This window comes from Variovorax sp. V93, assembly GCF_041154485.1.
Taxonomy (GTDB): domain Bacteria; phylum Pseudomonadota; class Gammaproteobacteria; order Burkholderiales; family Burkholderiaceae_C; genus Variovorax; species Variovorax beijingensis_A.
On sequence record NZ_AP028669.1, the window covers coordinates 1,031,531 to 1,056,372 of the forward strand.

A 24,842-nucleotide genomic window follows, 5' to 3' on the forward strand; every position below is an offset into this window, starting at 1 on the left:
GGCCCAAAATTCCCCTGGGTTGCCCGCTCAGCCCTGAAGGATGCGCAGGGCGGCAGGTGCCTGGGAGAGCAGGTCGAAGGAGGGCGCGTCGAAGGCCTTGTCGCCGTCTTCGTCGGCCACGCCGGTTGCCTTCAGACCCTTGAAGTCGTGCCGCGTTCCGTCGAGCAGGTGCGAGGGCACCACGTTCTGCAGCGCGGTGAACATGTTCTCCACGCGGCCGGGGAATTTCCTGTCCCACTCGCGCAGCATTTCGCCGACCTGCTTGCGCTGCAGGTTTTCCTGGCTGCCGCAGAGCGTGCACGGAATGATCGGGAATTCGCGGTGCTGGGCCCAGCGCACCAGGTCCTTCTCGGCCACGTAGGCGAGCGGGCGGATCACGATGTGCCTGCCGTCGTCGCTCACCAGCTTGGGCGGCATGCTCTTGAGCTTGCCCCCGAAGAACATGTTGAGGAAGAAGGTCTGGAGCATGTCGTCGCGGTGGTGGCCGAGCGCGACCTTGGTGGCGCCCAGCTCGTCCGCCACGCGGTACAGGATGCCGCGGCGCAGCCGGCTGCACAGGCCGCAGGTGGTCTTGCCCTCGGGGATCACGCGCTTGACGATGCTGTAGGTGTCCTGGTTCTCGATGTGGAAGTCCACGCCCAGTTCGCTCAGGTATTTGGGCAGCACCTCTTCGGGGAAGCCGGGCTGTTTCTGGTCGAGATTGACCGCGACGATGTCGAAATGGATCGGCGCGCGGGCCTTGAGCTTGAGCAGGATGTCCAGCATGGCGTAGCTGTCCTTCCCGCCCGAGACGCACACCATGACCTTGTCGCCGTCCTCGATCATGTTGTAGTCGACGATGGCGCGGCCCACCTCGCGGCACAGGCGCTTCTCGAGCTTGTGCGTCTCGCGTTCGATCTTCAGGGAATTGGCGGGGGTGGCGCCGGCGACGGGCGCCTCGTCGATCCAGACGGCGTTCATGGGTGGGCTGCTTCGGTCAGGCAAATCGGGGGGAGGAGGGCCCGATTTTGCCTTGGTTCACCATTCCCCGGCTTCCATGCGGATAGCCACCTCGCAGTCGTCGAAGATCTCCAGCTTGGCGATCTTCACCCGCACGCCGACCACGCCGGGCAGCTGCAGCAGCCGCTGCGCGAGCTTGCCGATGAGCGTTTCGAGCAGGTTCACATGCTCGGCCGTGCACTCGTCGATGATGATGCGGCGCACCTTGCGGTAGTCCAGCACGTGGTAGATGTCGTCGTCCTTCGGCAGCAGCGGCTGGGCGCCCAGGTGCAGCTCGGCGTCGACCTGGATCGGCTGCGGCGCCGTCTTTTCCTGGTCGAGGATGCCCAGGTTGGCGTCGAAGCGCAGCCCCTGCAGGGTGAGTGTCTGGCGGCCGATCGGGTTGGAAGGCATGGTGGGGCTCACATCAGCGAGAAGTCGCGGTCGAATTTCATGAGGTGCTGGCCGCCGTCCACCACGAGCGTGGTGCCGGTGATCGAGTTGTTCTCCAGCGCGAACTTCACCGTGGCCGCCACGTCGGCCGGCGTGGAAGAGCGGCCCAGCGGCGACAGCGTGTGCAGCTTCGAGAACCTGTCTTCGTCCAGCATGTGGCTGGGCAGCGTGAGGCCGGGCGCCACGCCCACCACCCGCACGCGCGGCGCCAGCGCCAGCGCAAGCATGGGCGTGGCGGCCTCGAGCGCGGCCTTGGAGAGCGTGTAGCTCAGGAAGTCGGGGTTGGGGTTCCAGAGCTTCTGGTCGAGCATGTGCACCACCGCGCCCTGTGCGTCGCCGCGCAGCGCCAGGTGGTCGCGCAGCGCCTGCGCCAGCACGATGGCCGCGCCGGTGTTGCTGCGCGCATGGCGCTCCATGAGCGCGTAGCTGAAGCTGGCGGCGTCGTCGTGCTCGAACAGGGCCGCGCTGTGGACCACGGCATCGACGCTGCCGAAGTGCGCCGCCACGCGCGGCAGCAGGGCGCGGGTGGCGTCCTCGTCAAGCAGGTCGGCCTCGAACAGTGCTGAATTGCCCGACAGGGCCGCGCAATCGGCCACGGTCTGGGCGGCCTCGGCCTGCGAACTGCGGTAGTGCACCGCCACCTGCCAGCCGCCCGCGGCCAGCGCCAGCGCAATCTCGCGCCCCAGCCGGCGGCCGGCACCCGTGACGAGGACGGTGCGGCGGGCCGGCGTAACAGGAGGAAGTGGCGCTGTGCTCATGCGGGCAGAGAAGGGAGAATCGGCGGGTGACGACAAAAACGACGACAAACAGTTTACCCATCGCCCTCGATATCCTGATTGCCCGTTCGGTGGAGCGGGCGGGCGGATGGATCGGCTTCGACCGCTTCATGGCGCTCGCGCTGTATGCGCCGGGGCTGGGCTACTACGCCAACAGCTCGGCCAAGTTCGGCCACATGCCGTCTTCGGGCAGCGACTTCGTGACGGCGCCGGAGCTCACGCCCATGTTCGGGCAGGCGCTCGCGGCGCAGGTGGCCGAGGCGCTCGCGAAGACCGGCACCGACACGGTCTGGGAGTTCGGCGCCGGCACGGGCGCGCTCGCGGTGCAGCTGCTGCATGCGCTCGACGAGATGGGCCGCGCGGACGTGCGCTACCGCATCGTCGACCTGTCGGGCACCCTGCGCGAGCGCCAGCAGCAGGCGCTGGTGCGCTACGCGGACCGCGTCGAGTGGCTCGGTGAACTGCCCGATGCGATGCAGGGCGTGGTGGTCGGCAACGAGGTGCTCGATGCGATGCCGGTGCAGTTGCTGGCACGCGTGGGCGGCCAGTGGTTCGAGCGCGGCGTGGTGCGCAACGCGCGCGCCGACGGCTGGGCCTGGGCCGACCGCGAAACCGCCTTGCGGCCGCCGTTCGAGGTGCCTGGCGAGCACGACTACCTGACCGAGATCCATCCGCAGGCCGAGGCCTTTGTCGCAACCCTCGCGGACCGCCTGAAGAAAGGTGCGGCCTTCTTCATCGACTATGGTTTTCCGGAGCGCGAGTACTACCACCCGCAGCGCCACATGGGCACGGTGATGTGCCATCGTGCGCACCAGGCCGACGGCGATCCCCTCTCGGATGTGGGCTACAAGGACATCACGTCGCACGTCAATTTCACCGGCATTGCGCTTGCGGGGCAGGAGGCGGGGCTCGAGGTGCTGGGCTACACCAGCCAGGCGCGCTTTCTGCTGAACTGCGGGCTGCTCGAGCGGATGGGGCAGGGCAGCACGGCCGAAAGGGGCATGGCGGCTCGGCTCATCCATGAGCATGAGATGGGGGAGCTGTTCAAGGTGGTGGGGTTTGCGGTGGGGGAGGGGTGGGAGGCGATGGGGTTCCTGGAGGGGGATCGGAGCCATACCCTTTGAAATGTTTGTTTTCCGGGGCGAGACCCGGCCCCCGACCTCAAAAAGAACCATAAGCAACCAACAAAGATTTCTTTGAGAAAACCCCCGTCAAAACCTACATTGGCGCAATGACCGCCCCCCAGCACTTCGAAGTGCGCCCCTTCAACGCCCCCGTAGGCGCAGAAATCCTCGGCCTCGACATCGCGAAGCCCATCAATGACGAAGACTTCGCACGCATCCACCGTGCGCACCTCGATCACCACGTGCTGGTGTTCCGCAACCAGCAGATCACCCCGGCCGAGCACATCGAATTCAGCCGCCGCTTCGGTCCGCTCGAGATCCATGTGCTGCACCAGTTCCATCTGAAGAACCATCCCGAGATCCTGATCGTCTCCAACATCAAGGAGAACGGCGAGCCCATCGGCCTGGGCGATGCGGGCGTCTACTGGCATTCGGACATCTCGTACAAGCCACAGCCCAGCCTGGGCTCGCTGCTGCATGCGCAGGAGCTGCCGAGCGAAGGCGGCGACACGCTCTTTGCCGACCAGCATCTTGCGTGGGAAACGCTCTCCCCCGAGCTGCAGCAGCGCATCCTGCCGCTCAAGGCCGAGCACAGCTATCTCGCCAAGTACGAAGAGCTGCGCGCGAAGAACCCGTGGCGGCCCAAGCTCTCGCAGGAACAGATCGACCAGGTCGCGCCTGCCGTCCAGCCGGTGGTGCGCACGCATCCCGAAACGGGCCGCAAGGCGCTGTTCGTCAGCGAGCATTTCACGACGCGCATCGTCGGCCTGCCGCAGCAGGAAAGCGACGCGCTGCTGGCCGAGCTGTTCGCGCACAGCGTGAAGCCGCAGTTCGTGTACCGCCACCAATGGGCGCCGCACGACCTGGTGTTCTGGGACAACCGCTCGCTGATGCACCTGGCGGCCGGCACGCCCGACCATCTGCGCCGCCGCCTGAACCGCACGACCATCGTGGGCGACACGCCCTTCTGACTGCTTTTTCCGCTGATGCAGCGGGCTCAACCCGCGCCGGCCTTGTCGCCGCCCCGGCGCAACGCACGCAATTCGGCGTTGAGGAATTCGTTGGCGTCGCGCATCGAGCCGTTCGGCATCTTGACCTTGTAGGGCTTGCCCGTCACCTCCGAGCGGGAGGCGCAGCGGTCGATGAAGTCTTCCGCTGTGGCGATCTCGTCTTTGAAGTAGTCGAACTTGGCCTGCATGTGCTTGGCGGCATCGGCGGCGTCGTGCTCATTGCCGTTGCGCATGAAGGTCATCGTCGTCATCTTCGAGACGCGCAGGATCAGCGTGTCGATGAGTTTTTGCTCCGACGCGGAAGGGGTCGCCTGGGCCGCTGCGGCCGCAAGGCCGAGCACAAGCGCCAACAGGGCGCGACGCGGAAGTTGAAATGAAGCCATGTGGTCGATGTGGCAATTTCCGGACCATGCTAGGGCGGTGGCCCCCCGCGTGTCAAACCGGGCCCGGCTCGGGTCTAATCGCAGGTTTTGGCACGCTTGGTTTCCCATGAGCTCTTCCGCCCCCGATTTGCTGTCGATCGCCCATTCCCTGGCCGATGCTGCAGCCGCGCAGTCGATGCGCTATTTCCGCACGCCGCTGGACATCATCACCAAGGCCGACGAGAGCCCCGTGACGCTGGCGGACCGCGCCGCCGAGACGGCCATGCGCGAGATCCTTGCCGTGCGCGCCGCGGCGGACGGCATCTTCGGCGAGGAGCACGGCCTCGAGCGGCTCGACGCCGAGCGCGTCTGGGTGCTCGACCCGATCGACGGCACGCGCAGCTTCATCACCGGATCGCCGCTGTGGGGCACCTTGATCGGCGTGCTGCAGGGTTCCCGCGTGGTGCTCGGCATGATCGACATGCCGGTGCTCAAGGAGCGCTGGGTCGGCCAGGCCGGCCAGGGCGCCACGCGCGATGGCCAGCCGGTGCATGCCAGCGGCTGTACCGAGGTGGCCAAGGCGCGCATCGTCACCACCTCGCCCGACATCTTCGCGCCCACCGACTGGCAGGCCTTCGACCGCCTCAGCCGGCAGTGCGCGATGCGTCGCTTCGGCGGCGACTGCTACGGCTATGCCCAGCTGGCGGGCGGCACCATCGACCTCGTGGTGGAAACCGGGCTGCAGCCTTACGACTACCTGGGTCCGGCGGGCGTGATCGAGGCCGCGGGCGGCGTCATCACCGACTGGCAGGGCCAGCCGCTGGGGCTGGCGTCCGACGGCCGGGTGATCGCGGCCGCAACGCCCGAACTTCACCGACAAGCCATGGCCATCCTGGCGGCCTCTAGGGCCTGTTAACGCTATGGAAGGGGTCGCGAAGCTCGCCACAGCCCGCCCATCAAGGCGCGTGACGCCGTGCGTGCGTCCGCACGCACAAGGAGCGCAACGCCGAGGGGCGGGCTGTGGCGAGCTTCCCTTCGGGTTGCTTCGCCAAGGGGCCGTCTGCGGCGTTGCCCGCGCTTGCAAGGCCAAAGCCTTGCTGCGCCCGGGCGCCTTGCATCCAGCCCCTTGGCGAAGCAACGCGATCCCCTTCCATAGCGTTAACAGGCCCTAGACTGTTCCCCATGATCCGCTGGCTGATCGTCGTCGTCCTTGCCCTGGTGCTCATGAGCGGCCTCACGGCTTGGCTGCGCCGGTTCGGCTTCGGGCGGCTGCCGGGCGATTTCGAATTCCGCGCCTTCGGCCGCGAGTGGCAGCTGCCGATCTCGAGCACCCTGGTACTCAGCATGATCGCGGCGCTGGTGGCGCGCTTCGTCTAGCGCCGTTGATGAACCCAGAGACCCCAGAGAGAAGAACCACGCGATGAGAGCCTGCGTTGACATCGGCGGCACCAAGGTGGCCGTGAGCCTTTCCCCTTCGAGCGATGCGCCGCTGGCCGGCCGCCGCAGCGAGCCCACGGCCAAGACCGGCGACAACGACGCCGTGGCGGTGCAGATCATGCGCATGATCGACGAGGTCTGCGCCGAGCAGGGCATCGCGCCGGCCGACATCGACCGCGTGGGCGTCTCGTCCACCGGCCCCTTCGAGCTGCGCGACGGCATGGTGGAACTGGCCACGCCCAACATCTGCGGTGGCATTGCGGGGCCCGCGCGCGGCCTGCCCAACAACTGGATGACGGCGATCATCGAGGCGCCCCTGGCCCGGCGCTTCGGCCGCGTGCGGGTCGAGAACGATGCCGTGGCCGCGCTCGAGGCCGAGCGCCACTGGGGCGCGCTGCAGGGCCTGGACCACTGCGCCTACGTCACCTGGAGCACCGGCGTGGGCGTGGGCCTGTGTGTGGATGGCCGTGCGCTGCGCGGCAAGAACGGCAATGCCGGCCATGCGGGCCACAGCTTCGTGGCGGACGACGCCAGCGGCGCGCTGTGCGGCTGCGGCAACCTCGGCGACGTGGAAGCGCTGGTGGCGGGCAACTCCATCGCGCGCCGCTTCGGGCAGCCCGCGCCCGACCTGTTCGCGGCCGCCTCGGACGGCGAGCCGCATGCCGTCGAGATCGTCGATGCCCTGTGCCGCGTCATGGGCCGGATGATCTACAACCTGGTTGCCACGCTCGACCTCCAGCGCATCAGCCTGGGCGGCAGCGTGTTCTGGCACCACCGCGACTTCCTGCTGCCGCGGCTGCAGGCGCAGGTCGACGGCAAGCTCAAGCCGCTCACGCGCGGCGTGCTGCTGGTGCCCGCGGGGCTGGGCGAAAAGGTCGGCGACTACGCCGCCCTGGCACTGCTCGACTGAGAAGGTGCGAATGAACCTGCTGCGCACCCCCGATCTCGCACCTGCGGTCCTCACCGTACGCGAGTACGGTTCCGGTCCTCGACGCAAGCTCGGGGCGCTCGCGACGGCTCCTTCACACCTTCTGAGGCCGGCGCGCGGCGGCTCATCAGCGTCTCGACGATCTGGCCCAGGCGGCGCAGGCCCGTGTCGACCTCCTCGCCATACGGCCAGCCGCAGTTGATGCGCAGGTAGTGATCGAAGCGCGAGGAGTTGGAGAACAGCGTGCCGGGCGCCACCACGATCCGCTCCGCGAGTGCCGCATCGAAGACCCGTGACGACGACAGGCGCTCGGGCAGTTCGACCCACAGCTGCAGCCCGCCGGGCGGCAGGTTGATGCGCGTGCCGGCCGGAAAGTAGCCGGCGATCGCATCGGCGGTCTGTTCGCGCTGCGTCTTCAGGCAGCCGCGCAGATGGCGCAGATGGCGGTCGTAGGCGCCGGTGCCCATGAACAGGCCGGCCCCGCTTTGCGAGAGGCCCTCGTTGTTGCGGGTCTGCGCGTACTTGAGCATCTCCACCCGCGCGTGCCAGCGTCCGGCCGTGATCCAGCCCAGCCGCAGGCCGGGCGCGAGGATCTTGTGCAGCGAGGCGCAGTGAATGACGTTGCCGCTGCCGTCCCAGGACTTGAGCGCACGCGGCGGCGTCGGGGCGTCGACGAGCTCGCTGTAGGTGTCGTCCTCGATCAGCGGAATCTCATGCCGTTCGCACAGCTGCGCGAGCCGTGCCTTGTGGGCGTCGGGCATCACGCTGCCCAGCGGGTTCTGCAGGTGCGGCACCACCACCACGGCCTTGATGTTGTCGTAGGTGCGGATCGCGAGTTCCAGCGCCTCGATCGAGAGGCCGGTCTGCGGGCTGGTCGGGATCTCCAGCGCGCGCATGCCCAGGCTCTCGAGCACCTGCAGCAGGCCGTAGAAGGTGGGCGACTCCACCGCCACCGTGTCGCCCGGCTGCGCCACCGCACGCAGCGCGAGGTTGAGCGCCTCGATGCAGCCGTTGGTGACCAGGATGTCTTCCGGCGAGATCGCCATGCCCACGCGCAGGCTGCGCTGCGCGAGCACCTCCCGGAACTGGCGGTGGCCCTTGAGCGGCGCCGCGACCGTCAGCATGTCGGGCTGCTGGCGCAGCATGCGCGTCATCGCATTGCGCAGCGCCTCCGCGGGATACAGCTCGGGTGCGCCGCGCGCGATCGAAAGGTTGAGCTTCTCGGAAAGCTGCCGGCGGCGCGCCACGAAGTCCGACACCTTGGCGTGGATGCCCACGTACTGCGCCGGGTCGGGCGGCACGCCGGCCGCGGGCTCCTCCATCGGCGCGATGGCAAGGCGCCGCGGCCGGCGCACGAAATAACCCGAGCGGTCGCGCGCCTCGACCCAGCCGTCGCTTTCCATCGTGCGGCACAGCTGCAGCGCAGTCGACAGGCTGATGCCGTGCAGGCGCATGAGGCTGCGCAGCGAAGGCAGCTTGTCGCCCTGCTTGAGCGAGCCGGTGTGGATCGCATCCACGTAGTGCGCTGCGAGCTGGCGGTAGAGCGGTAGCGAATCCATGGGCTCGATGCTCCCCCTGTCGCGCATCCAAAAACAGATGCAGTTGCGAAGGAAAACGACCATAACAGATGCGCCGCGGCCACCGCTGTTCCGGTGCGAATCGCCTGGGCGTGTGCCTGTTTTCCGGGCGCCCGAATTCCTACGATGAACGCACCCACTCCAGAAGGCGCGCCATGTCCCCCACCACCCTCGACCGACTGCCCGATACCGTCGTCCTGCAACCCGGCGAGGCCCTGCGCGCCGCGCTCGACCCCGCCACCTGGCTGGAGATGCTGGAGGGTCGCGCGCTGCTGGTGTCGCCGCCTTCATGGTTCGGCGACACCGTGTTCACCGCGAAGACCGCGCTGACCGAGGGCGACGTGCACCGGCTGGAACGCGGCGGCTGGATCGAGCTGTCGGCGCTGGCGCCGGTGCGGCTGCGCGTGCATGCGCCGCAGCAGGCGCCCGCATCCACGGTCCGGCCAGCAGAGGCCCGGCCCGTCATGCGGCTGGTGCGGCTGCTGACCGGAACCTAGCCGACGTCCAGCCTACCGCTGGCTTGCGGCATGGCGCAGCGCCTCGAGAAAGCTGCGCCGCCACCAGTGGATGTCCTGCTCGCGGATGCGCGACAGCAGCTTCTGGTGCCGCTCGCGCCGTTCCTCGAGCGGCATCTGCAGCGCCTGCTGCACGGTCTCGGCCGTGCCGTGCGTGTCGTACGGATTCACCAGCAGCGCTTCCTTCAGCTGCTCGGCCGCGCCGGCGAAGCGCGACAGCACCAGCACGCCAGGGTCGGCCGGGTCCTGCGCTGCGATGTATTCCTTGGCGACCAGGTTCATGCCGTCGCGCAGCGGCGTCACCAGCCCGACCGCGGCCGCGCGGCACAGCCCCGGCACGCGCTTGCGCGCCACCATGCGGTGGATGTAGCGCACCGGCATCCAGTCGAGTTCGCCGTAGTCGCCGTTGATGGCGCCGCACAGCGATTCGAGCTCGCGCCGGATGTCGCCATAGGCATCGACGGTTTCGCGCGTGGGCGAGGCGATCTGGATCAGCGTGGCGCTGCGGCGGTTCTCGGGGTAGTTGGCGAGCAGTTCGCGAAAGGCGCGCACGCGCTGCGGAATGCCCTTGGAGTAGTCGAGCCGGTCGATGCCCAGCAGCAGCCGGCGCTGCGAATACTCGCGCTTCATGGTCTCGAACATGTCGCGCGATTCCTTCGCATGCGTGAGCGCCGCGAATTCGTCGACGTCGATGCCGATCGGGAAGGCGCCGCATCGCACCGTCTGGCCGTAGGCGCGGTACATCTCGTCGCCCAGGTATTCGCCGTGCGCCTCGTTGCGCACGTAGTGCTCGAAATGCTGCACGTCCTGCTGCGCCTGGAAGCCGATCAGGTCGTAGGCGAACAGCGAGCGCATGAGCCATTCGTGCTGCGGAACGGCCGCGATGATGATCTGCGGCGGCAGCGGAATGTGCAGGAAGAAGCCGATGCGCTGCCTGCAGCCCATGGCGCGCAGCTCGGCCGCGAGCGGCATCAGGTGGTAGTCGTGGATCCAGATGATGTCGTCGTCCTTCAGCAGCGGCTTGAGCTTGCGCGCGAACAGCTGGTTCACGCGCCGGTAGCCGCCGATGAAGCCGGCGTCGAAGTGGGCGAGGTCGAGGCGGTTGTGGAACACCGGCCACAGCACGTCGTTGCTGTAGCCCAGGTAGTAGCTGTCGTGGTCCTCGCGGCTCAGGTCGATGGTGGCGAGGGTGACCTTGCCGGCCTGCAGCATGTGCAGCTCGCCTTCGCCCGTGGGGCCGTTCTCGACGATCTGGCCGCTCCAGCCGAACCACATGCCGCCGCTTTGCTGCAGGCTCTCGCCGAGCGCCACGGCCAGGCCGCCCGCGGCGGGCTTGCGCGGGTCGGCCACGCGGTTGGAAACGACGACCAAGCGGCTCATATGCACGAATCCCACGGCGCCGAAAGCCGCACGGCCGCATTGATGATGCCGACCATGGAATACGTCTGCGGAAAGTTGCCCCACATCTCGCCCGTGACCGGATGCGTGTCTTCCGAGAGCAGGCCGAGCGGGTTGCGCGCGGCCAGCATGGTCTCGAAGATCTGGCGCGCCTCGGCCTTGCGGCCGATCTTGGCGAGCGCGTCGATGCGCCAGAAGGTGCAGATGTTGAAGGCGGTCTCGGGCTTGCCGAAGTCGTCGGCCGCCTCGTAGCGGCGCATGTAGGGGCCGTCGCAGAGCGTCTTCTCCATGGCGTCCACGGTCGAGATGAAGCGCGGGTCGCGCGCGTCGATCAGCCCCACCTCCACCATCAGCAGGATGCTGGCATCGAGCTCGTGGCCGCCGAAGCTTTCGGCAAAGGCCTGGCGCTCCTCGCACCACGACTTGGCGAGGATTTCCTCTTTCATGCGCGCGGCGTGGCCGTGCCAGTAGGCGGCGCGTTCGGGCAGCGCCAGCGCGCGCGCGATCTTGGCGAGCCGGTCGCAGGCGGCCCAGCTCATGAGCGCGGAGCTGGTGTGCACGCGGGCGCGGGTGCGCAGCTCCCACATGCCGGCATCGGGCGTGCCATACACGCGAATGGCCTGTTCGCCCACGGCCTCGAGGTGCGGAAACTCGGCCACGCCCGCGCGGCTCAGCAGACGGTGGTCATGGAAGGCCTGCGCCGCGCCGAGCACGATGTTGCCGTAGACGTCGTGCTGGAAGTGCTCCTGCGCCTGGTTGCCCACGCGCACCGGCCCCATGCCGCGGTAGCCCTGCAGGTTCTCGACCATCGACTCGGGCAGTTCGCGCTCCAGCCCGATGCCGTACAGCGGCTGGATGTGCTCGCCGTGCGAGCCGATCACCACGTTGCCGAGCCAGCGCAGGTAGTCTTCCATGGTGCCCACCTCGCTGAGCGAGTTGAGCGCGCGCACCACGAAGAAGGCATCGCGCAGCCAACAGTAGCGGTAGTCCCAGTTGCGCTGGCTGCCCGGCGCCTCGGGAATGCTCGTGGTCATGGCGGCGACGATGGCGCCGGTGTCTTCGTAGAGCGAGAGCTTGAGCGTGATGGCCGCGCGGATCACCGCCTCCTGGTACTCGAATGGAATCGCGAGCCGCTTGCTCCAGGTGCGCCAGTAGGCGATGGTTTCCTGCTCGAAGCTGCGCGCGGTGTCGGCAATGCCGTCGAGCAGGGTTTCGTCGACGCCGAACATGAAGTTGTATTCGCGCGAGATCACGAAGGGCTGGCGCGAAAGGATGTGCGAGATCGATGCGTCGGTGTTGAGCCGCAGCGTCACGTCCGGCCCCACGTAGCGGATGTGGTTGCTGCCGCGCGTGACCTCCAGCGGCCCCGAGGCGCCCCACTGGAAGCGCGGGTCGAGCGCCACGCGGATGCGCGGCGCGCCGGCAATCGGCCGCACGCGGCGCACCATCATCAGCGGGCGGAAGTAGCGCGAGCGGCTGTAGAAGCGCGGCGCGAAGTCGGTGATCTCGATGCCCTGGCCGGCGCTGTCGAACAGCTGCGTGCGCAGCACCGCGGTATTGGGTTCGTACCACTGCTTGCTGGAGGCGAAGTCCTCGATCTCGATGGCCCAGGCGCCGGCCTCCTCGCCGGGGTGCAGCAGTGCATTGAAGACCGGATCGCCGTCGAAGCGCGGCAGGCAGCACCACACGGCGCGCCCGCGTGCATCGATGAGCGCGCTGTAGGCGCAGTTGCCGATCACGCCCACGTTGAGCGAGGGCTCGGCCGGCGGCCCGAAGCCGCGCGGCGCACCGGAAGCTGCAACGCGCGGGTCGACCGGCGCCTGGTCGGCAGGCCCGGCTGCCCCGGAAATGGACATGCCCGCGCGATCTTCGGGTGCTTTCGACAATTGCAGCTCGCTCATCCATCGCTCCTCGGGGATTCGTTTTTCTTGCGGGCCGGCGCGGCCAGCTGGTCGCGCAGCTGCACCAGCCATTCAAAGACCGCGCGCGGCGATTCCAGCCGGTGCAGCGCCAGGCTCGGGCCCGAGCCGACCTTGATGCCGATGCCGCCGCGCGGCTGCACCACCGCGAAGCCGCTCTCGTCGGTGGTGTCGTCGCCGGCAAAGACCGGCAGGCGGCCCGCGAACGGCGCCTCCGTCATGAAGGATTCGATGGCAATGCCCTTGTTGACCCCGGTGGGCTTGACCTCGAACACGAACTTGCCGTGCAGCAGCTCGAGCAGCGGCCGGCCCGCGATGGCGCGCGACATGGCATCGCGGCACACGGCCTCCAGCTGCGGTGCGAGCCGGTAGTGCAGCGCGATGGCCGCGTGCTTGCGCTCGACCAGCAGGCCTTCATGCACGCGGGCCAGTTCGTTGGCGATGTCCAGGATGGGTGCGAGATCGGGCGCATGCTGCTCCTGCATGCGGCCCTGCGCGTCGCGCCGCTGCACGCCGTGCTCGCCCGCGGCGGGCAGGCGCAGCGGCGCGAGGAAGCGGTCGATGGCATCGATCTGGCGGCCCGAGACCACGGCCAGCGCGCCGCCGAGCTGATCGCGCAGGTCTTCGAGCAGGCCCACCAGGGCGGGAGGGATCTCGATCGCCTCGGGCGTCGGTGCGAGCGCGACCAGCGTGCCGTCGAAGTCGAGAAAGAGGGCGGTATCCCGGCCCAACGGGGGCGGCAACTGGGAGGACATTGGCATCGGTGAAAACCATAACACGGGCCTGGCATTTCCCGTGTCGGCCAAAGTCGGACGTCTGCGGCGGCGGCGTCAGTCCAGCGAGGCCGCCACGGCCTCCACGCGTGCGCGGTGGATCGCCTCGCCGATCTGCGGCCCGGCGGCGCCGGACTGCTGCGCCGCACGCGCCACGGCATCGGTGGGCACGCCGGCCGCGGTGGCCAGCACGGCCAGCAGCCGCTCGCGCTGCGGATAGGGCCGGTCCTCGAAGCCGAGCCGGCCGCGCGCATCGCACTCGCAGGCCAGCAGCACGTCGGCAAAGCGCGCCGGCTTGCGAAACGCGTCGCAGCGCTCCAGCAGGCGCACCAGCGCCGCGGCCGCGAGTTCGCCGCTGCGGTGGATGTTGCCGTGCTCGCGCGCCACCACTTCGGCCAGCTCGCGGATCTCGACCGGCACGCGCCAGCGCTCGCACACCGCGTGCAGCAGCTCGGCGCTGCGCTTCTCGTGGCCGATGTGGCGCGGCAGCAGCTCGGGCTCGGTCGTGCCCTTGCCGAGGTCGTGCATCAGGCAGGCGAAGCGCACCGGCAGCGAAGCCTCGAGCCCGGCGCTGGTGTCGATGACCATCATCAGGTGCAGGCCGCTGTCCACCTCGGGGTGATGGATCTCGGGCTGCGGCACGCCCCAGAGACGGTCGACCTCGGGCAGCAGCACCGCCAGCGCGCCGCAGGCGCGCAGCACCTCGAACATGCGCGACGGGCGGGTTTCCATCAGCCCGCGCGAGAGCTCCTGCCAGACGCGCTCGGGCACCAGCGCATCGGCCTCGCCGGCTTCGACCATTTCGCGCATCAGCGCCATGGTCTCGGGCGCGACCGAGAAATCGTCGAAGCGCGCCGCAAAGCGCGCCACCCGCAGGATGCGCACCGGGTCTTCGCGAAAGGCGTCGGTGACGTGGCGCAGCAGCTTTTGCTCGAGGTCGCGCCGGCCATGGAAGGGGTCGGCGAGCTTGTCGGCGTCGGGCTCGAAGCGGCCGTCGGCGTCCACGAACTCTGCGGGCAGCGCGATGGCGTTGACCGTGAGGTCGCGCCGCGCCAGGTCCTGCTCGAGAGTGACATCGGGCGAGGCGTGCACGGTGAAGCCGCGGTAGCCCGGCGCGCTCTTGCGCTCGGTGCGGGCCAGCGCGTATTCCTCGCGCGTCTGCGGATGCAGGAACACCGGAAAGTCGCGCCCCACGGGCAGGTAGCCGCGCGCCGCCATTTCCTCCGGCGTGGCGCCCACCACCAGCCAGTCGTGGTCTGACACTGGCCGCCCCAGCAGCCGGTCACGCAGCGCGCCGCCGACGAGATAGGTTTTCATGCGCCCAGTGTAGGGATTACGCGGGATGGAAAAAATAGAACGACCGTTCGATAATTTTTGGGCCGATCGGACGATCGTTCGTCGATATGCCCGAAAAGTAGCCGCTGTCGCAGTGGAGGCCGCGTGCTCAAGATTTTTAAACCAAAAGGAGTAATCACGTCATGAAGAAAACAATGCTTGCGCTGACGGTCATGGGCGCGCTGGTGTCCGGAGGTGCGTGGGCGCAGAGCGCTGGAGACTGGGTGGTCGGCGCGGGTTGGCTTCATTTCGCGCCGCAGGATTCGAGCAAGCCGCTCACGCTGACCGCGCCGGTGCGCAGCGTGGTGGCCGGTTCGGGCGCATCCGTCAAGGATTCGGACACGCTGGGCCTGAGCGCGATCTATTTCATCGACAGCCACTGGGCCGTCGAGGGCGTGTTCGGCATTCCGCCGAAGTTCAAGCTCGAAGGCACCGGCACGCTGGCCCGCGTGGGCGAACTCGGTGAAGCCCGCCAATGGAGCCCCACCATTCTCGGCAAGTACTACTTCAACGAGGGCAATGCCGCGCTGCGCCCGTTCGTGGGCCTGGGGGCGACCTATGTCTGGTACAGCGACATCCAGCTCACGCCGGAGCTGCAGGGTGCGCTCGGCAGCCAGCTGCGCCAGCGGCCATTCTCCACCTCGACCACCGCCAAGCTCGACAGCTCGTTCGCGCCCGTGCTCAATGCAGGCGTGGCCTACCAGATCGACAAGCACTGGGGCGTGTCGTTCTCGGTCTCCTACATTTCGCTGAAGACCAAGGCCAAGCTCACGACGTCCACGATCACCGGCCTGCCGGTCGCCACCAGCGAGGCCAGGCTCAAGCTGAACCCGATCGTGACCTACCTCTCGGCGACCTACAGGTTCTGAGGGCCCACCCCCGTCCCTCGCTCACTTCGTGTAGCTCGACTCCCCCCTCCAGGGGGCAACACCTGCGGCCCGGCGAAGCCGGTTCCGCGGTGTTCCTGGCCTGGGCTGCGCCCTGGTCAGCGGTGCTGGCGGTAGGGCTCGTTGAACGCCACGAAGTCCTTCTCGGCCAGGGCGTCGTCGATCCATGCCTTGACGCCGGGCAGGGCCTGCACCCGTTCGATGTAGGCGCTGATGGCTGGCGGCACCGGCAGCCCGTAGGTCTTGATGCGCGTGCCCACCGGTGCGAAGTAGCTGTCGGCAATGCTGAAGCCGCCGAACAGCAGCGGGCCGCCGTGGGCGTCGAGCAGGCCGCTCCACATCTGCACGATGCGGCCGAGGTCGGCCTGCAGGGCGGGGTTGTCCTTCAGCAGCCGTGCGCCGACGTCGGGCAGCGAGGCCTCGATGTTCATGGGGCAGAGGCTGCGCAGGTTGCCGAAGCCCGCATGCATCTCGGCGCAGACGCTGCGCGCGCGGGCCCGGTCGGCCGCGGCGCGGGGCCAGAGCTGCTTCTCGGGAAAGCTCTCGGCCAGGTATTCGGCGATGGCGAGCGTGTCCCACACCACCAGCTCGCCGTCCACCAGCGCCGGCACCTCGGCCACCGGGTTGATCGCGCCCATGGTCTTCTTGAAGTGCGAGTCGGGCGCGAAGGAATCGAAGCGGACCTTCACCTCTTCGAACGGGATGCCGGCCTGCTTCATGAGCACCCAGGGCCGCATGGACCAGGACGAGTAGTTCTTGTTGCCGATGTAGAGCTTGCGCATGGTGCGATCCTGCGGTTGGGATGAGAGAGAAAAACCGTCGATGCTAGCGGGGCCGCGTCCGCGAATTGATGCCGAAATGCGGCCGAATTGATGCGCCGCGGCGCTGCATTCTTCTTCAGCGCGGCGGCGGCTGCTGCTGGTCGTCGGGCGAAGCGATCACGCGCGGCGCATCGCCGGACTTGGCTTCGCCGCGCGGCGGCCCGACCAGGCGCTCGACCATCTCGACCAGGCGCGGCACCAGCGCAAGCACGGCCAGCGCCAGCAGTGCGCTCAGGATGGCGGTGACTTCGCGGCCCAGGCCGCAGGCCATGCCGATGGCGGCTGTCATCCACAGCCCCGCGGCGGTGGTGAGGCCCTGCACGTGATGTTCGTCCGGGCCGCGCTTGAGGATGGTGCCGGCGCAGAGAAAGCCCACGCCCGCCACCAGCCCCTGGACCACCCGGCTCATGTCGGCCGGCGCGATGCCGGTCTGCTGCGGAATCAGCACGAAAAGCGCCGAGCCGATGGCCACCAGCATGTGGGTGCGCACGCCGGCCGCCTTGCCCTGCTGCTCGCGCTCGAAGCCGAGCATGAACCCGATCACCGCCGCGAGCATCAGCCGAACGACGATGCGCGTGAACTGGGCGGCGTCGCCCACGTCCGAGAATTCGGCCGCGACGGTGTCCAGCACCTGGCCGGCCCAGCTCATGTCAGGGGAGGTCCTTGTTGGGTTCGGGCTCCGACGCGTCGCGCGGGCCCACGCGGCCCAGGCGCTCCTTCAGCGACTGCGGGCGCCCGCTGATCAGCGCGGCGTAGTTGGTGGTGTTGGCCAGCACCTTCTTCACGTAGTCGCGTGTTTCGCTGAAGGGCACGTTCTCGGCCCAGATGGCGGCTTCCATCACCGGGCCGTTGCGCCAGCTGCGCGGCCGTCCCGGGCCGGCGTTGTAGGCGGCCGCGGCCAGCGGCATGGAGCCGTCGAAGTCGTCGAGCGCGAGCTTCAGGTAGTTGGTGCCGATCGTGATGTTGGTTTCATGGTCGTTGATCTGCCCGGGCGTGAAGCCGGCCAGGCCGATCTTGCGCGCGGTCCAGCGCGCGGTGGCGGGCATGACCTGCATCAGACCCGAGGCGCCGACGCCAGATCGCGCGTCCATGATGAAGCGGCTTTCCTGGCGGATCAGGCCGTAGACGTAGGCCGGGTCGAGCCCGATGTCCTGGCTCTTGCGCAGCACCGTGTCGCGGAAGGGCATGGGAAAGCGCTGCTCGGCGTCGATCATGCCCTTGGTGCGCTCGCTGGTGTTGATGCAGCGGTCCCACACCTCGCGCTGGCAGGCGAAGTCGGCCGCGGCCAGCAGCGCGCGGTCGTCCATGCCGCCCTTGTCGTGCAGGTTGGTGGCGTAGTTCCATTCGCGCGTGCCCTCGGAGCGCAGGCCGATCGCAATGGCGTAGAGCGCGCGGTTGAGCGCGATGTTGCTGCGCGCGGCATTCTTTTCTTCGGGCGTGAGCGGCGCCGGGCGCGTGGGCACCACGGTGCGCTGGCCGAGTTCCTCCAGCGCCAGCATCTCGTAGAAGCCGCGGGTGCCCGCAATGCTCTGGTAGAGCTCGCTCGCCTGTGCGCGGCGGTCGTCGCCGCCCACCGCGCTGAGCGCGCGCGCCTTCCAGTAGACCCAGGTCGGCTCCAGCTGGGCGGTTTCGCTCATGGCGTTGATGGCGGGCACCACCTCTTTCCACTGGCCGTTGCGCAGCGCGGCGCGCACGCGCCAGCCGAGCATGTCGTCGGACAGGTCGCCGTTCTTCGTGACGTTGGCAAAGTAGCTGCCGGCCAGCGGCGAGAGCTTGCTGGCGGCCTGTCGGCCGATGGTGCCCCAGAGCCAGTTGCGCTCCTCGGCCGAAAGCATCGGCCCCCACTTGCTGTCGAGCTGGGTGGCGGCCTGCTCCGGGTCGGCCATGGCGATCTTGATGAGCGCCAGCACCACCAGCTCCTTGCGCGACTTGGCGGCCACGAAGGCGCGGCCGGTCAGGAACTTGGCCGCGCTGGCGTTGAGTTCCTCGAACAGCGGCAGCGCATCGGGCGCGGCAATGGTCACGGCGCCGCGCGCGGCCTGCGGCCGGTTGGCCTCCATGGCCAGGCGCGCCTTCTTCCAGGCGTCGTTGGGCGACAGCAGGCGGGCCGCGACCAGGCGGTCGGCCGCGGTCAGGCAGCCGTCGTCCGCCTCTTTCTGCGCGAACCAGTTGCGGCGCACCTCGTGGGCCTGGGCCTGCGTGGTGTTGCCGGACTGCAGCGCCTCGACCAGGATCGCGTAGCAGCGCACCTGCGGATCGTCGCCCATGCGAAAGCCCGCCAGCGCGGCGGAAAAGCCGTCCCAGTCGCGCCGCTGGCCCAGCAGCAGCAGCCAGTCGTTGCGCAGCCGGTCTTCCTGGTAGGTGCCGGGGTAGCGGGCGAAGAAGTCCTGCACCTCGTTCGGCGCGGCTTCCTGCAGGCGGGCCTTGAGTTCCCAGTAGGCGGCCCAGGGTTCGAGCGCATGGCCGCGCGCCTGCGGCAGCAGCGCCGCGAGCCGGCCCTTGTCGCCGCGCTGGAACGCCTGCTTCATTTGGATCAGGACGTCGTCGTTGCTGTTGGCCTGTGCGGCGGCGGGCTGCTGGAAAAGCAGTGCGGCGGCAGCCAGGACGGCGGAAAAAACCAGCGCGGACGCTGCATTGCGCGGGCGATGCCGCATGGGTGCCAAAATGCTTGGGAACTGCATCGGGGGATTATGGACAAGTCAAAGGATGCCGACACCTCGGCGACCACGAGTTTTCTCAAGGATCAGGTGAGAAAAGCACTGATCGAGCAGCGCCTGGCGATGCCCGACCGGCTCGCCAGGGCCGACCTGCTGCAGCGCGTGATGCGGATCTGGCTCGTGGGCCGGCCCGACACCGTGATCGGCGCCTACTGGCCGATCAAGGGCGAGTTCGATCCGCTGCCCGCGCTGCACCGCTGGAAGGAAGACGGCGAGCTGATCGACGAGCCTCAGCGCCGCCGCATCGGGCTGCCGGTGATGAACAAGGTCCACAAGACGCTGACCTTCCACGCCTGGTACCCGGGCTGCCAGATGGAGGAAGACGCCTACGGCATTCCCAAGCCCAAGGACACCGAGCTGATCGTGCCCACGCTGCTGTTCGTGCCCTGCGTGGGCTACAGCGCCGGCGGCTACCGGCTGGGCTACGGCGGCGGCTTCTACGACCGCACGCTGGCCGCGCTGGAGCCGCGCCCGTTCACGGTGGGCCTGGGCTTCACCAACGGCTTCCTCGAAGACTTCGAGCCCGAGGCGCACGACCTGCCGTTGGACGCCATCCTCAACGACAACGGCGTGGTCTGGCCTGCCGGCTGAGCCCGTCGCGAAACGAGCGCGGCCCAGGCCAGGAACACCGCGGAACCGGCTTTGCCGGGCCGCCGGTGTTGCCCCCTCGAGGGGGGGAGTCGAGCTACACGGAGTGAGCGAGGGACGGGGGGTGGGCTCGTTTCAATCGAGGTTGTCGACGGTGTCCGGATCGGGCACCTCGCCGATGGTCTCGCGCGTGGTGATGGCCTGCACCTGCAGCCAGTCCCAGAAGGCCTTGATCTCGGGCCGCAGCGCATTGCGCGGCCCGGCGATGAGCCAGTAGCCCATCGGCGAATCCATGCGGTGCTGCGGCAGCACCTCCACCAGGTCGCCGTTGGCCAGGCTTTCGGCGATGAGTGAACTGCGCGCCAGCGTCACGCCCTGGCCGGTGAGCGCGGCCTGCACCATCTGGTAGGCGTAGTTGAAGTAGAGCCAGCGCCTGGGCTGCGCGCGCTCCAGGCCGTTGACCTCGAACCAGCGCCGCCAGGTCAGCCATTCGAGGTGCGTGCGGTGCGCGTCGCCGGCCTCGATCAGCGTGAAGCCGGTGATGTCGGCGGGTGTCTTGATGGGCGGGCTGCTCTTCAGGAGCCAGGGGCTCGCCACCGGCGTGAGCGTTTCGCCGAAGAGGCGCACGGCGTTGGGCGGCATGACCTCGCGCGTGCCGTAGCGCAGCGCGATGTCGACGTCCGCCACCTCCAGGTCGACCGCCACGTCGCTGGCGTCGATGCGAATGTCGATCTCGGGGTTGTCGCGCTGGAAGGCCTCCAGCCGCGGAATCAGCCACATCGATGCGAAAGACGCAAAGGTGGTGAGCGACACGCTCTTGCGCCCCGCGCTCTGGCGGATCTGGCGTACCGCCGTATCGATGCGCGGCAGCGACTGCTGCACCGCGAGCAGCAGCTGCGCCCCCGCGCTCGTGAGCTCCACGGCCCGGGTGTGGCGCAGGAACAGCGCCACGCCCACTTCTTCCTCGAGCGACTGGATCTGGCGGCTCACGGCGGACTGGGTGAGCGCCATTTCTTCGGCGGCGGCGCGGAAGTTGAGGTGGCGCGCCACCGCCTCGAAGGCGCGCAGGTGCCCCGCGGAAATGGGGCGGGAGCGCAGGTGGGTTTGCGAATGCTGCATGGATGGGGACATGGGCGGCATCGGAGCATTGATGCGGATTCGGAATCAGTAGGCTACCTCGTTTTCATTGGACTGCCAACGCCATGGAAACGATCATTCATTCCCGAACTGCGCTATTGCCTCTGTCTTGTCATCGCACTTCGGAGAACGCCCAAGGAGTTTCATCATGTCCACTGCCGTCTGCACCACCGAATCGCTTGCTTCCCTGCCGTCTTCCACCCGCACCGCTTCCGCCGTTCCGCCGGCCGTGCGTCGCGGTGCCTGGCAGATCGCTCCCGGCGAGGCGATGAGCCTGAAGGCGCGGTCGGCCAGTGTGCTGCGGGTCAGGCAAGGCCGGGTCTGGGTCACGCCGGACGCCACGGCCGCCAGCCCCAGCGAAGACCTGGTGCTGGCCCCGGGCGAATCGCTGAACGTGGCCGCCGGCCAGCGCATCGTCATGGAAGCGTGGGATGGCTACGGTGCCACCTACTCGTGGGACCAGGCCTGAACGGTCATCCCTCCATGGACGCAAAGGGCGGCTTCGGCCGCCTTTTTCTTTTTCAGCCGTTGATGTCGAAACTGGGGCGCAGCGCCAGGAAGTGCGCCAGCGCGGCTTCGCCCTGCAGCGCACGGATGCCGGCCATGAGGTCGGGCCCCTCGCTTTCGGCCAGGCCCACGCCAAAGCCGCTGTAGCGGCGCGCCGCGAGCGGGCCGCGGCGGAAGACCTTGATGTCGGTGTGCCGAGGGTCGCGTTCGATGCGGCGCATCAGCGTCTCCACCGCCCCGTGCGGGCCTTCGAGGTGCTGGCAGAAACGCATGCCGTCGAAGACCAGAAGGCCGGTGATGCCGTACTGGGCATTGCGCGCGCGGGCCTGGGTCACGATCGAGCCCACGGTGGCCGGTGGCAGGTCCGGCGTGAGCATGCTGCAATAGAAGACTTCGTGGAGAGCTTGCTTTTCTGTCATGCGTTCGGAAGCGGAAGGCGTGCGAAGTGTATGAATCTCCCGGGCCCTGCGAAATGTCAAAAGACACAGGCCCGAAGCCTATAGTGGCGCGTGAAATTCGAGGACCATGCACCCCCCGCCTCGCCCCCTCCGGGGCCCCATCCCTGCGAGGCCTGCGCGCTGCGCAGGATGGAAGCCTTCCTGCCGGTCGCGCCGCAAGAGCTCGAAGCCATCGCATCCTTCAGGGCCGGCTCCCGCCGCGTCGCCGCCGGCGCCACCATCATCGACGAGCACCGGCCGAGCGCCGAGCTGTTCACGCTCTATGCCGGGTGGGCCTTTCGCTACAAGACGCTGAGCGACGGCCGGCGGCAGATCCTGAGCTTTCTGCTGCCCGGCGACTTCATCGGCCTGCAGGACGAGTTTGCCGACGGCCACACGCACGGCGTGGAGGCCGCCAGCGAAGCCACGCTCTGCGTGTTTCCGCGCGGCAGGCTCTGGGAGCTGTTCCATGCCCAGCCGAAGCTCGGCTACGACATCACCTGGCTGGCCGCGCGCGAAGAAAAGCTGGTGGACGACAACCTGGTGACCACGGGCCGCCGCAACGCGGCCGAGCGCGTGGCCATGCTGCTGATGCACCTGTACCGCCGGGCCCAGCGCGTGGGCATGGTGCGCGACGGCTGGGTCGAGTTTCCGTTCAGCCAGCAGCACCTGGCCGATGCATTGGGGCTGTCGCTGGTGCATACCAACAAGACGCTGCGCCGGCTGCAGAGCCTGGGGCTCTACAAGCTCGACGCAGGCTGGCTGCGCATCCTGGAGCCGCGTGCGCTCGAGGCGCTGGGGGATTATTTCGAGCGCCCGATGCGGCCGACGCCGCTGATCTAACGCGCGGCCACCAGCTGCCGCAGGTCGTCCTGGTAGGCCTGCAGCCGGCGCACCGCCTGCTCCCGCTGGCCGGCGCTCGTGGTGTTGTGCAGCGCGGCCAGGTTGCGGCAGCCTTCCTGCAGCAGGGCCTGCTGGTGGTCGCGCCAGGGGCCGGGGGGCGGCTCGGCGATGCGCATCACGTAGGCATGGATGGCCGCGCGCGCTTCGGACACCGGGGGCTTGGTGGCGTTGAAGCCGCGCAGCAGTTGCAGTGCCTCCTGCTGGCGCTGGCGGCGCTCGGCATCGGCCAGCCGCGGGTCAAACACCGACTGCGCCACCTGCCGGCGCAGCAGCTCGCGCTGCTCCGGGCTCAGCCGGCCATAGAAATCCTCCAGGCGGTCGAGGAAGCGGTCGTATCGCTTTTCCTGCACATCGGCGGCGCTGCGCTCGAGCCAGTCCTTGCGGTAATCGGCGTTGTTCTTCGCGTACTTGCGCTCGAGCTGCTGCAGCTGCGCCGCGGTCAGGCTCAATGCCAGCTCGGTGCCCGCCGGCTCGGCACGCTCGGTGACCGCCAGCAGGCGCTCGCGGATCTGGTCCGCCATGCGGCAGGCCTGGGCCGCCGTCACGTCGTGCGGCGCCAGGGCCTGCGCTTCCCGCAGCAGGCCGGCAATCCGCGGCAGCTCGTTCTGCCGGTGCCAGCTCAGCAATTGCCCGAGCTCGTCGCGCACCTTGGGCGTCTGCGAGCCGTCGAAGTCGAGGTAGGTGTCGAGCCACCAATAGCTCACCTCGGGCAGGTTGTTGTAGGCCAGCCTGACCGTGCTGCAGCCTGCGAGCGCGGCGGCCATCAGCAGCACGCCGATAATCCGCGCCAACTTGGCGCAACGCATTCGGGTAGAAAGAAGCATGAATCAGATTCCGCAAGACAACCAGGGACCGGTCGACGTCGTCATCATGGCGGCCGGCAAGGGCACGCGCATGAAAAGCAGGCTGCCCAAAGTGTTGCATCGTTTGGCCGGGCGCGCATTGCTCGGGCACGTGACCGATACCGCCGCGCGCATCGGCGCGCGCCATGTGGTCGTCGTCACCGGCCACGGTGCGGCCGAGGTCGAGGCCGCCATGGCCGGCAACGCCATTGGCGCCGCGCTGCAGTTCGCGCGGCAGGAGCCGCAGCTGGGCACCGGCCACGCGGTGCAACAGGCGGCCCCGCTCCTGCCCGACGACGGCACGGTGCTGGTGCTGTCGGGCGACGTGCCGCTGATCGGCGAGGACACGCTGCGCGCGCTGATCGCCGCCAGCAGCGGCCGGCGGCTCGCACTGCTGACCATCGAGTTCGACGATCCCACCGGCTACGGGCGCATCGTGCGCGCCGAAGGGCAGGCGGGGAGCGAGGTCAGGGCCATCGTCGAGCAGAAGGACGCCACCGAGGCGCAGCGCGAGATCCGCGAGATCTACAGCGGCGTGATGGCCGTGCCCGCCGCCCTGCTCAAGGGCTGGCTCTCGCGGCTGGACAACCGCAACGCGCAGGGCGAGTACTACCTCACCGACATCGTCAAGCTGGCCGCGGCCGACGGCGTGCCCGTGGTCGCGCACGTGATCACCGACAAACTCCAGGTCGCCGGCATCAACAGCCCCGCGCAGCTGGCGGCGCTGGAGCGCGCCTGGCAGCTGCGGCAGGCCGATGCGCTGATGGCGCAAGGCGTGCGGCTCGCCGATCCCGCGCGCTTCGACCTGCGCGGCGCGCTGGCCTGCGAGGCCGACGTCGAGATCGACGTCAACTGCGTGTTCGAGGGATCGGTGTTCCTGGGCGAGGGCGTGCGCATCGGCGCCAACTGCGTGATCGCCAACGCGCGCATCGAGGCGGGCGCGGTGATCCACCCGTTCACCCACATCGACGGCGAGAAGGCCGGCGTGAGCGTGGGCGAAAGGTCATTGGTCGGTCCCTTCGCGCGGCTGCGGCCGGGCGCACAGCTGGGCGCCGAGGTGCACATCGGCAACTTCGTCGAAGTGAAGAATTCGACGCTCGCCGCCGGCGCCAAGGCCAACCACCTGGCCTACCTGGGCGATGCCAGCGTGGGCCAGCGCGTGAACTACGGCGCGGGCAGCATCACGGCCAACTACGATGGCGCCAACAAGCACCGAACCGTCATCGAGGACGACGTGCACGTGGGCAGCAATTGCGTGCTTGTGGCGCCGGTCACCATCGGCGCGGGCGGCACCATCGGCGGCGGCTCGACGGTGAACAAATCGACCGAGCCTGGCGCGCTCACCGTGGCGCGCGGCAAGCAGGTCAGCTTTGCGAACTGGAAGCGGCCGCAGAAGAAGCCGAAGGCTGATTGAGAGA

26 protein-coding genes are annotated in these 24,842 nt (G+C 68.6%); 11 read left to right on the plus strand and 15 right to left on the minus strand.

What is annotated here, in order from left to right; genetic code table 11:
- Positions 1-27: 27 nt before the first annotated feature.
- From ttcA to ACAM54_RS04610, 3 genes are read right to left on the minus strand one after another with little or no spacing between them, the layout of a single operon-like run.
- Positions 28-960, minus strand: coding sequence for a tRNA 2-thiocytidine(32) synthetase TtcA (ttcA, locus tag ACAM54_RS04600; protein ID WP_145740735.1), 933 nt, complete (start codon positions 958-960; stop codon positions 28-30).
- Positions 961-1,017: 57 nt separating this feature from the next.
- On the minus strand, positions 1,018-1,392 hold the full coding sequence (locus tag ACAM54_RS04605) for a dihydroneopterin aldolase (RefSeq protein ID WP_012746124.1): 375 nt from the start codon (positions 1,390-1,392) through the stop codon (positions 1,018-1,020).
- 8 nt (positions 1,393-1,400) lie between these two features.
- Complete coding sequence (locus ACAM54_RS04610) at positions 1,401-2,189, minus strand: SDR family oxidoreductase (protein WP_369649979.1); 789 nt, start codon at positions 2,187-2,189, stop codon at positions 1,401-1,403.
- Between the two features lie 26 nt (positions 2,190-2,215).
- Here ACAM54_RS04610 and ACAM54_RS04615 point away from each other — a divergent pair, with 26 nt between their 5' ends.
- Together ACAM54_RS04615 and ACAM54_RS04620 are read left to right on the plus strand one after the other, a co-directional pair.
- The gene (locus ACAM54_RS04615) at positions 2,216-3,331 is read left to right on the plus strand and encodes a class I SAM-dependent methyltransferase (protein WP_145740739.1); all 1,116 of its coding nucleotides are present in this window, start codon (positions 2,216-2,218) and stop codon (positions 3,329-3,331) included.
- 107 nt (positions 3,332-3,438) lie between these two features.
- Positions 3,439-4,302, plus strand: coding sequence for a TauD/TfdA family dioxygenase (locus tag ACAM54_RS04620; RefSeq protein ID WP_145740740.1), 864 nt, complete (start codon positions 3,439-3,441; stop codon positions 4,300-4,302).
- Between the two features lie 26 nt (positions 4,303-4,328).
- Here the strand turns inward: ACAM54_RS04620 and ACAM54_RS04625 are convergent, their stop codons facing one another.
- Positions 4,329-4,832, minus strand: coding sequence for a DUF5329 family protein (locus ACAM54_RS04625; RefSeq protein WP_369649980.1), 504 nt, complete (start codon positions 4,830-4,832; stop codon positions 4,329-4,331).
- Between ACAM54_RS04625 and hisN the strand changes: the two genes are divergently transcribed.
- The 3 genes from hisN to ACAM54_RS04640 all read left to right on the plus strand — a co-directional run bounded on the left by hisN (position 4,831) and on the right by ACAM54_RS04640 (position 7,050).
- On the plus strand, positions 4,831-5,619 hold the full coding sequence (hisN, locus tag ACAM54_RS04630) for a histidinol-phosphatase (RefSeq protein WP_369649981.1): 789 nt from the start codon (positions 4,831-4,833) through the stop codon (positions 5,617-5,619). The genes ACAM54_RS04625 and hisN overlap by 2 nt on opposite strands.
- A 266-nt stretch (positions 5,620-5,885) precedes the next feature.
- Positions 5,886-6,080 (plus strand): DUF2905 domain-containing protein, encoded by a 195-nt coding sequence (locus ACAM54_RS04635; protein WP_012746130.1) that lies wholly within the window; start codon positions 5,886-5,888, stop codon positions 6,078-6,080.
- Between the two features lie 43 nt (positions 6,081-6,123).
- A complete protein-coding gene (locus tag ACAM54_RS04640) occupies positions 6,124-7,050 on the plus strand; it encodes an ROK family protein (RefSeq protein WP_145740743.1) in 927 nt (308 codons plus the stop codon).
- Positions 7,051-7,100: 50 nt separating this feature from the next.
- Here the strand turns inward: ACAM54_RS04640 and ACAM54_RS04645 are convergent, their stop codons facing one another.
- The gene (locus tag ACAM54_RS04645) at positions 7,101-8,627 is read right to left on the minus strand and encodes a PLP-dependent aminotransferase family protein (protein ID WP_369649982.1); all 1,527 of its coding nucleotides are present in this window, start codon (positions 8,625-8,627) and stop codon (positions 7,101-7,103) included.
- A 173-nt stretch (positions 8,628-8,800) separates the two neighbouring features.
- On the opposite strand from ACAM54_RS04645, the gene ACAM54_RS04650 reads away from it, so the two are divergent.
- Positions 8,801-9,142, plus strand: a complete 342-nt coding sequence (locus ACAM54_RS04650; RefSeq protein ID WP_192323152.1) for a hypothetical protein — start codon at positions 8,801-8,803, stop codon at positions 9,140-9,142.
- Positions 9,143-9,154: 12 nt separating this feature from the next.
- Here ACAM54_RS04650 and otsA read toward each other — a convergent pair whose 3' ends face one another.
- The 4 genes from otsA to ACAM54_RS04670 all read right to left on the minus strand — a co-directional run bounded on the left by otsA (position 9,155) and on the right by ACAM54_RS04670 (position 14,567).
- Complete coding sequence (otsA, locus tag ACAM54_RS04655) at positions 9,155-10,540, minus strand: alpha,alpha-trehalose-phosphate synthase (UDP-forming) (protein WP_145740749.1); 1,386 nt, start codon at positions 10,538-10,540, stop codon at positions 9,155-9,157.
- Positions 10,537-12,459, minus strand: a complete 1,923-nt coding sequence (locus ACAM54_RS04660; RefSeq protein ID WP_145740751.1) for a glycoside hydrolase family 15 protein — start codon at positions 12,457-12,459, stop codon at positions 10,537-10,539. Before ACAM54_RS04660 ends, otsA begins: the two co-directional genes overlap by 4 nt.
- Complete coding sequence (gene otsB / locus ACAM54_RS04665; protein WP_261380240.1) at positions 12,456-13,238, minus strand: trehalose-phosphatase; 783 nt, start codon at positions 13,236-13,238, stop codon at positions 12,456-12,458. The genes ACAM54_RS04660 and otsB overlap by 4 nt, the downstream gene beginning before the upstream one ends.
- 69 nt (positions 13,239-13,307) lie before the next feature.
- The gene (locus tag ACAM54_RS04670) at positions 13,308-14,567 is read right to left on the minus strand and encodes a multifunctional CCA addition/repair protein (RefSeq protein WP_369649983.1); all 1,260 of its coding nucleotides are present in this window, start codon (positions 14,565-14,567) and stop codon (positions 13,308-13,310) included.
- A gap of 161 nt (positions 14,568-14,728) precedes the next feature.
- On the opposite strand from ACAM54_RS04670, the gene ACAM54_RS04675 reads away from it, so the two are divergent.
- Complete coding sequence (locus tag ACAM54_RS04675) at positions 14,729-15,454, plus strand: OmpW family protein (RefSeq protein WP_369649984.1); 726 nt, start codon at positions 14,729-14,731, stop codon at positions 15,452-15,454.
- Between the two features lie 116 nt (positions 15,455-15,570).
- Here the strand turns inward: ACAM54_RS04675 and ACAM54_RS04680 are convergent, their stop codons facing one another.
- The 3 genes from ACAM54_RS04680 to ACAM54_RS04690 form a co-directional block, all read right to left on the minus strand.
- Entirely contained in the window at positions 15,571-16,254 is a 684-nt protein-coding gene (locus tag ACAM54_RS04680) for a glutathione S-transferase family protein (RefSeq protein ID WP_209500035.1), read from the minus strand.
- A 115-nt stretch (positions 16,255-16,369) separates the two neighbouring features.
- Positions 16,370-16,942, minus strand: a complete 573-nt coding sequence (locus ACAM54_RS04685; protein ID WP_145740758.1) for an MgtC/SapB family protein — start codon at positions 16,940-16,942, stop codon at positions 16,370-16,372.
- A gap of 1 nt (position 16,943) precedes the next feature.
- The gene (locus tag ACAM54_RS04690; protein ID WP_369649985.1) at positions 16,944-18,974 is read right to left on the minus strand and encodes a transglycosylase SLT domain-containing protein; all 2,031 of its coding nucleotides are present in this window, start codon (positions 18,972-18,974) and stop codon (positions 16,944-16,946) included.
- A gap of 9 nt (positions 18,975-18,983) precedes the next feature.
- Between ACAM54_RS04690 and ACAM54_RS04695 the strand changes: the two genes are divergently transcribed.
- On the plus strand, positions 18,984-19,601 hold the full coding sequence (locus ACAM54_RS04695; protein WP_192323145.1) for a 5-formyltetrahydrofolate cyclo-ligase: 618 nt from the start codon (positions 18,984-18,986) through the stop codon (positions 19,599-19,601).
- A gap of 132 nt (positions 19,602-19,733) precedes the next feature.
- Here ACAM54_RS04695 and ACAM54_RS04700 read toward each other — a convergent pair whose 3' ends face one another.
- Positions 19,734-20,717, minus strand: a complete 984-nt coding sequence (locus ACAM54_RS04700; protein WP_145740764.1) for a LysR substrate-binding domain-containing protein — start codon at positions 20,715-20,717, stop codon at positions 19,734-19,736.
- 166 nt (positions 20,718-20,883) lie between these two features.
- Here ACAM54_RS04700 and ACAM54_RS04705 point away from each other — a divergent pair, with 166 nt between their 5' ends.
- The gene (locus ACAM54_RS04705) at positions 20,884-21,204 is read left to right on the plus strand and encodes a DUF2917 domain-containing protein (RefSeq protein ID WP_145740765.1); all 321 of its coding nucleotides are present in this window, start codon (positions 20,884-20,886) and stop codon (positions 21,202-21,204) included.
- Positions 21,205-21,256: 52 nt separating this feature from the next.
- Here the strand turns inward: ACAM54_RS04705 and ACAM54_RS04710 are convergent, their stop codons facing one another.
- Entirely contained in the window at positions 21,257-21,661 is a 405-nt protein-coding gene (locus ACAM54_RS04710; protein ID WP_145740767.1) for a BLUF domain-containing protein, read from the minus strand.
- Positions 21,662-21,829: 168 nt separating this feature from the next.
- On the opposite strand from ACAM54_RS04710, the gene ACAM54_RS04715 reads away from it, so the two are divergent.
- Positions 21,830-22,522: a Crp/Fnr family transcriptional regulator gene (locus tag ACAM54_RS04715; RefSeq protein ID WP_145741984.1), complete on the plus strand. Its 693-nt coding sequence runs from the start codon at positions 21,830-21,832 to the stop codon at positions 22,520-22,522.
- On the opposite strand, the gene ACAM54_RS04720 is transcribed toward ACAM54_RS04715, so the two are convergent.
- Positions 22,519-23,373 (minus strand): DUF6279 family lipoprotein, encoded by an 855-nt coding sequence (locus tag ACAM54_RS04720; protein ID WP_261380241.1) that lies wholly within the window; start codon positions 23,371-23,373, stop codon positions 22,519-22,521. The two genes, ACAM54_RS04715 and ACAM54_RS04720, sit on opposite strands and share 4 nt — an antisense overlap.
- Positions 23,374-23,404: 31 nt before the next feature.
- On the opposite strand from ACAM54_RS04720, the gene glmU reads away from it, so the two are divergent.
- Complete coding sequence (gene glmU, locus ACAM54_RS04725; RefSeq protein ID WP_369649986.1) at positions 23,405-24,838, plus strand: bifunctional UDP-N-acetylglucosamine diphosphorylase/glucosamine-1-phosphate N-acetyltransferase GlmU; 1,434 nt, start codon at positions 23,405-23,407, stop codon at positions 24,836-24,838.
- Positions 24,839-24,842: the final 4 nt, after the last annotated feature.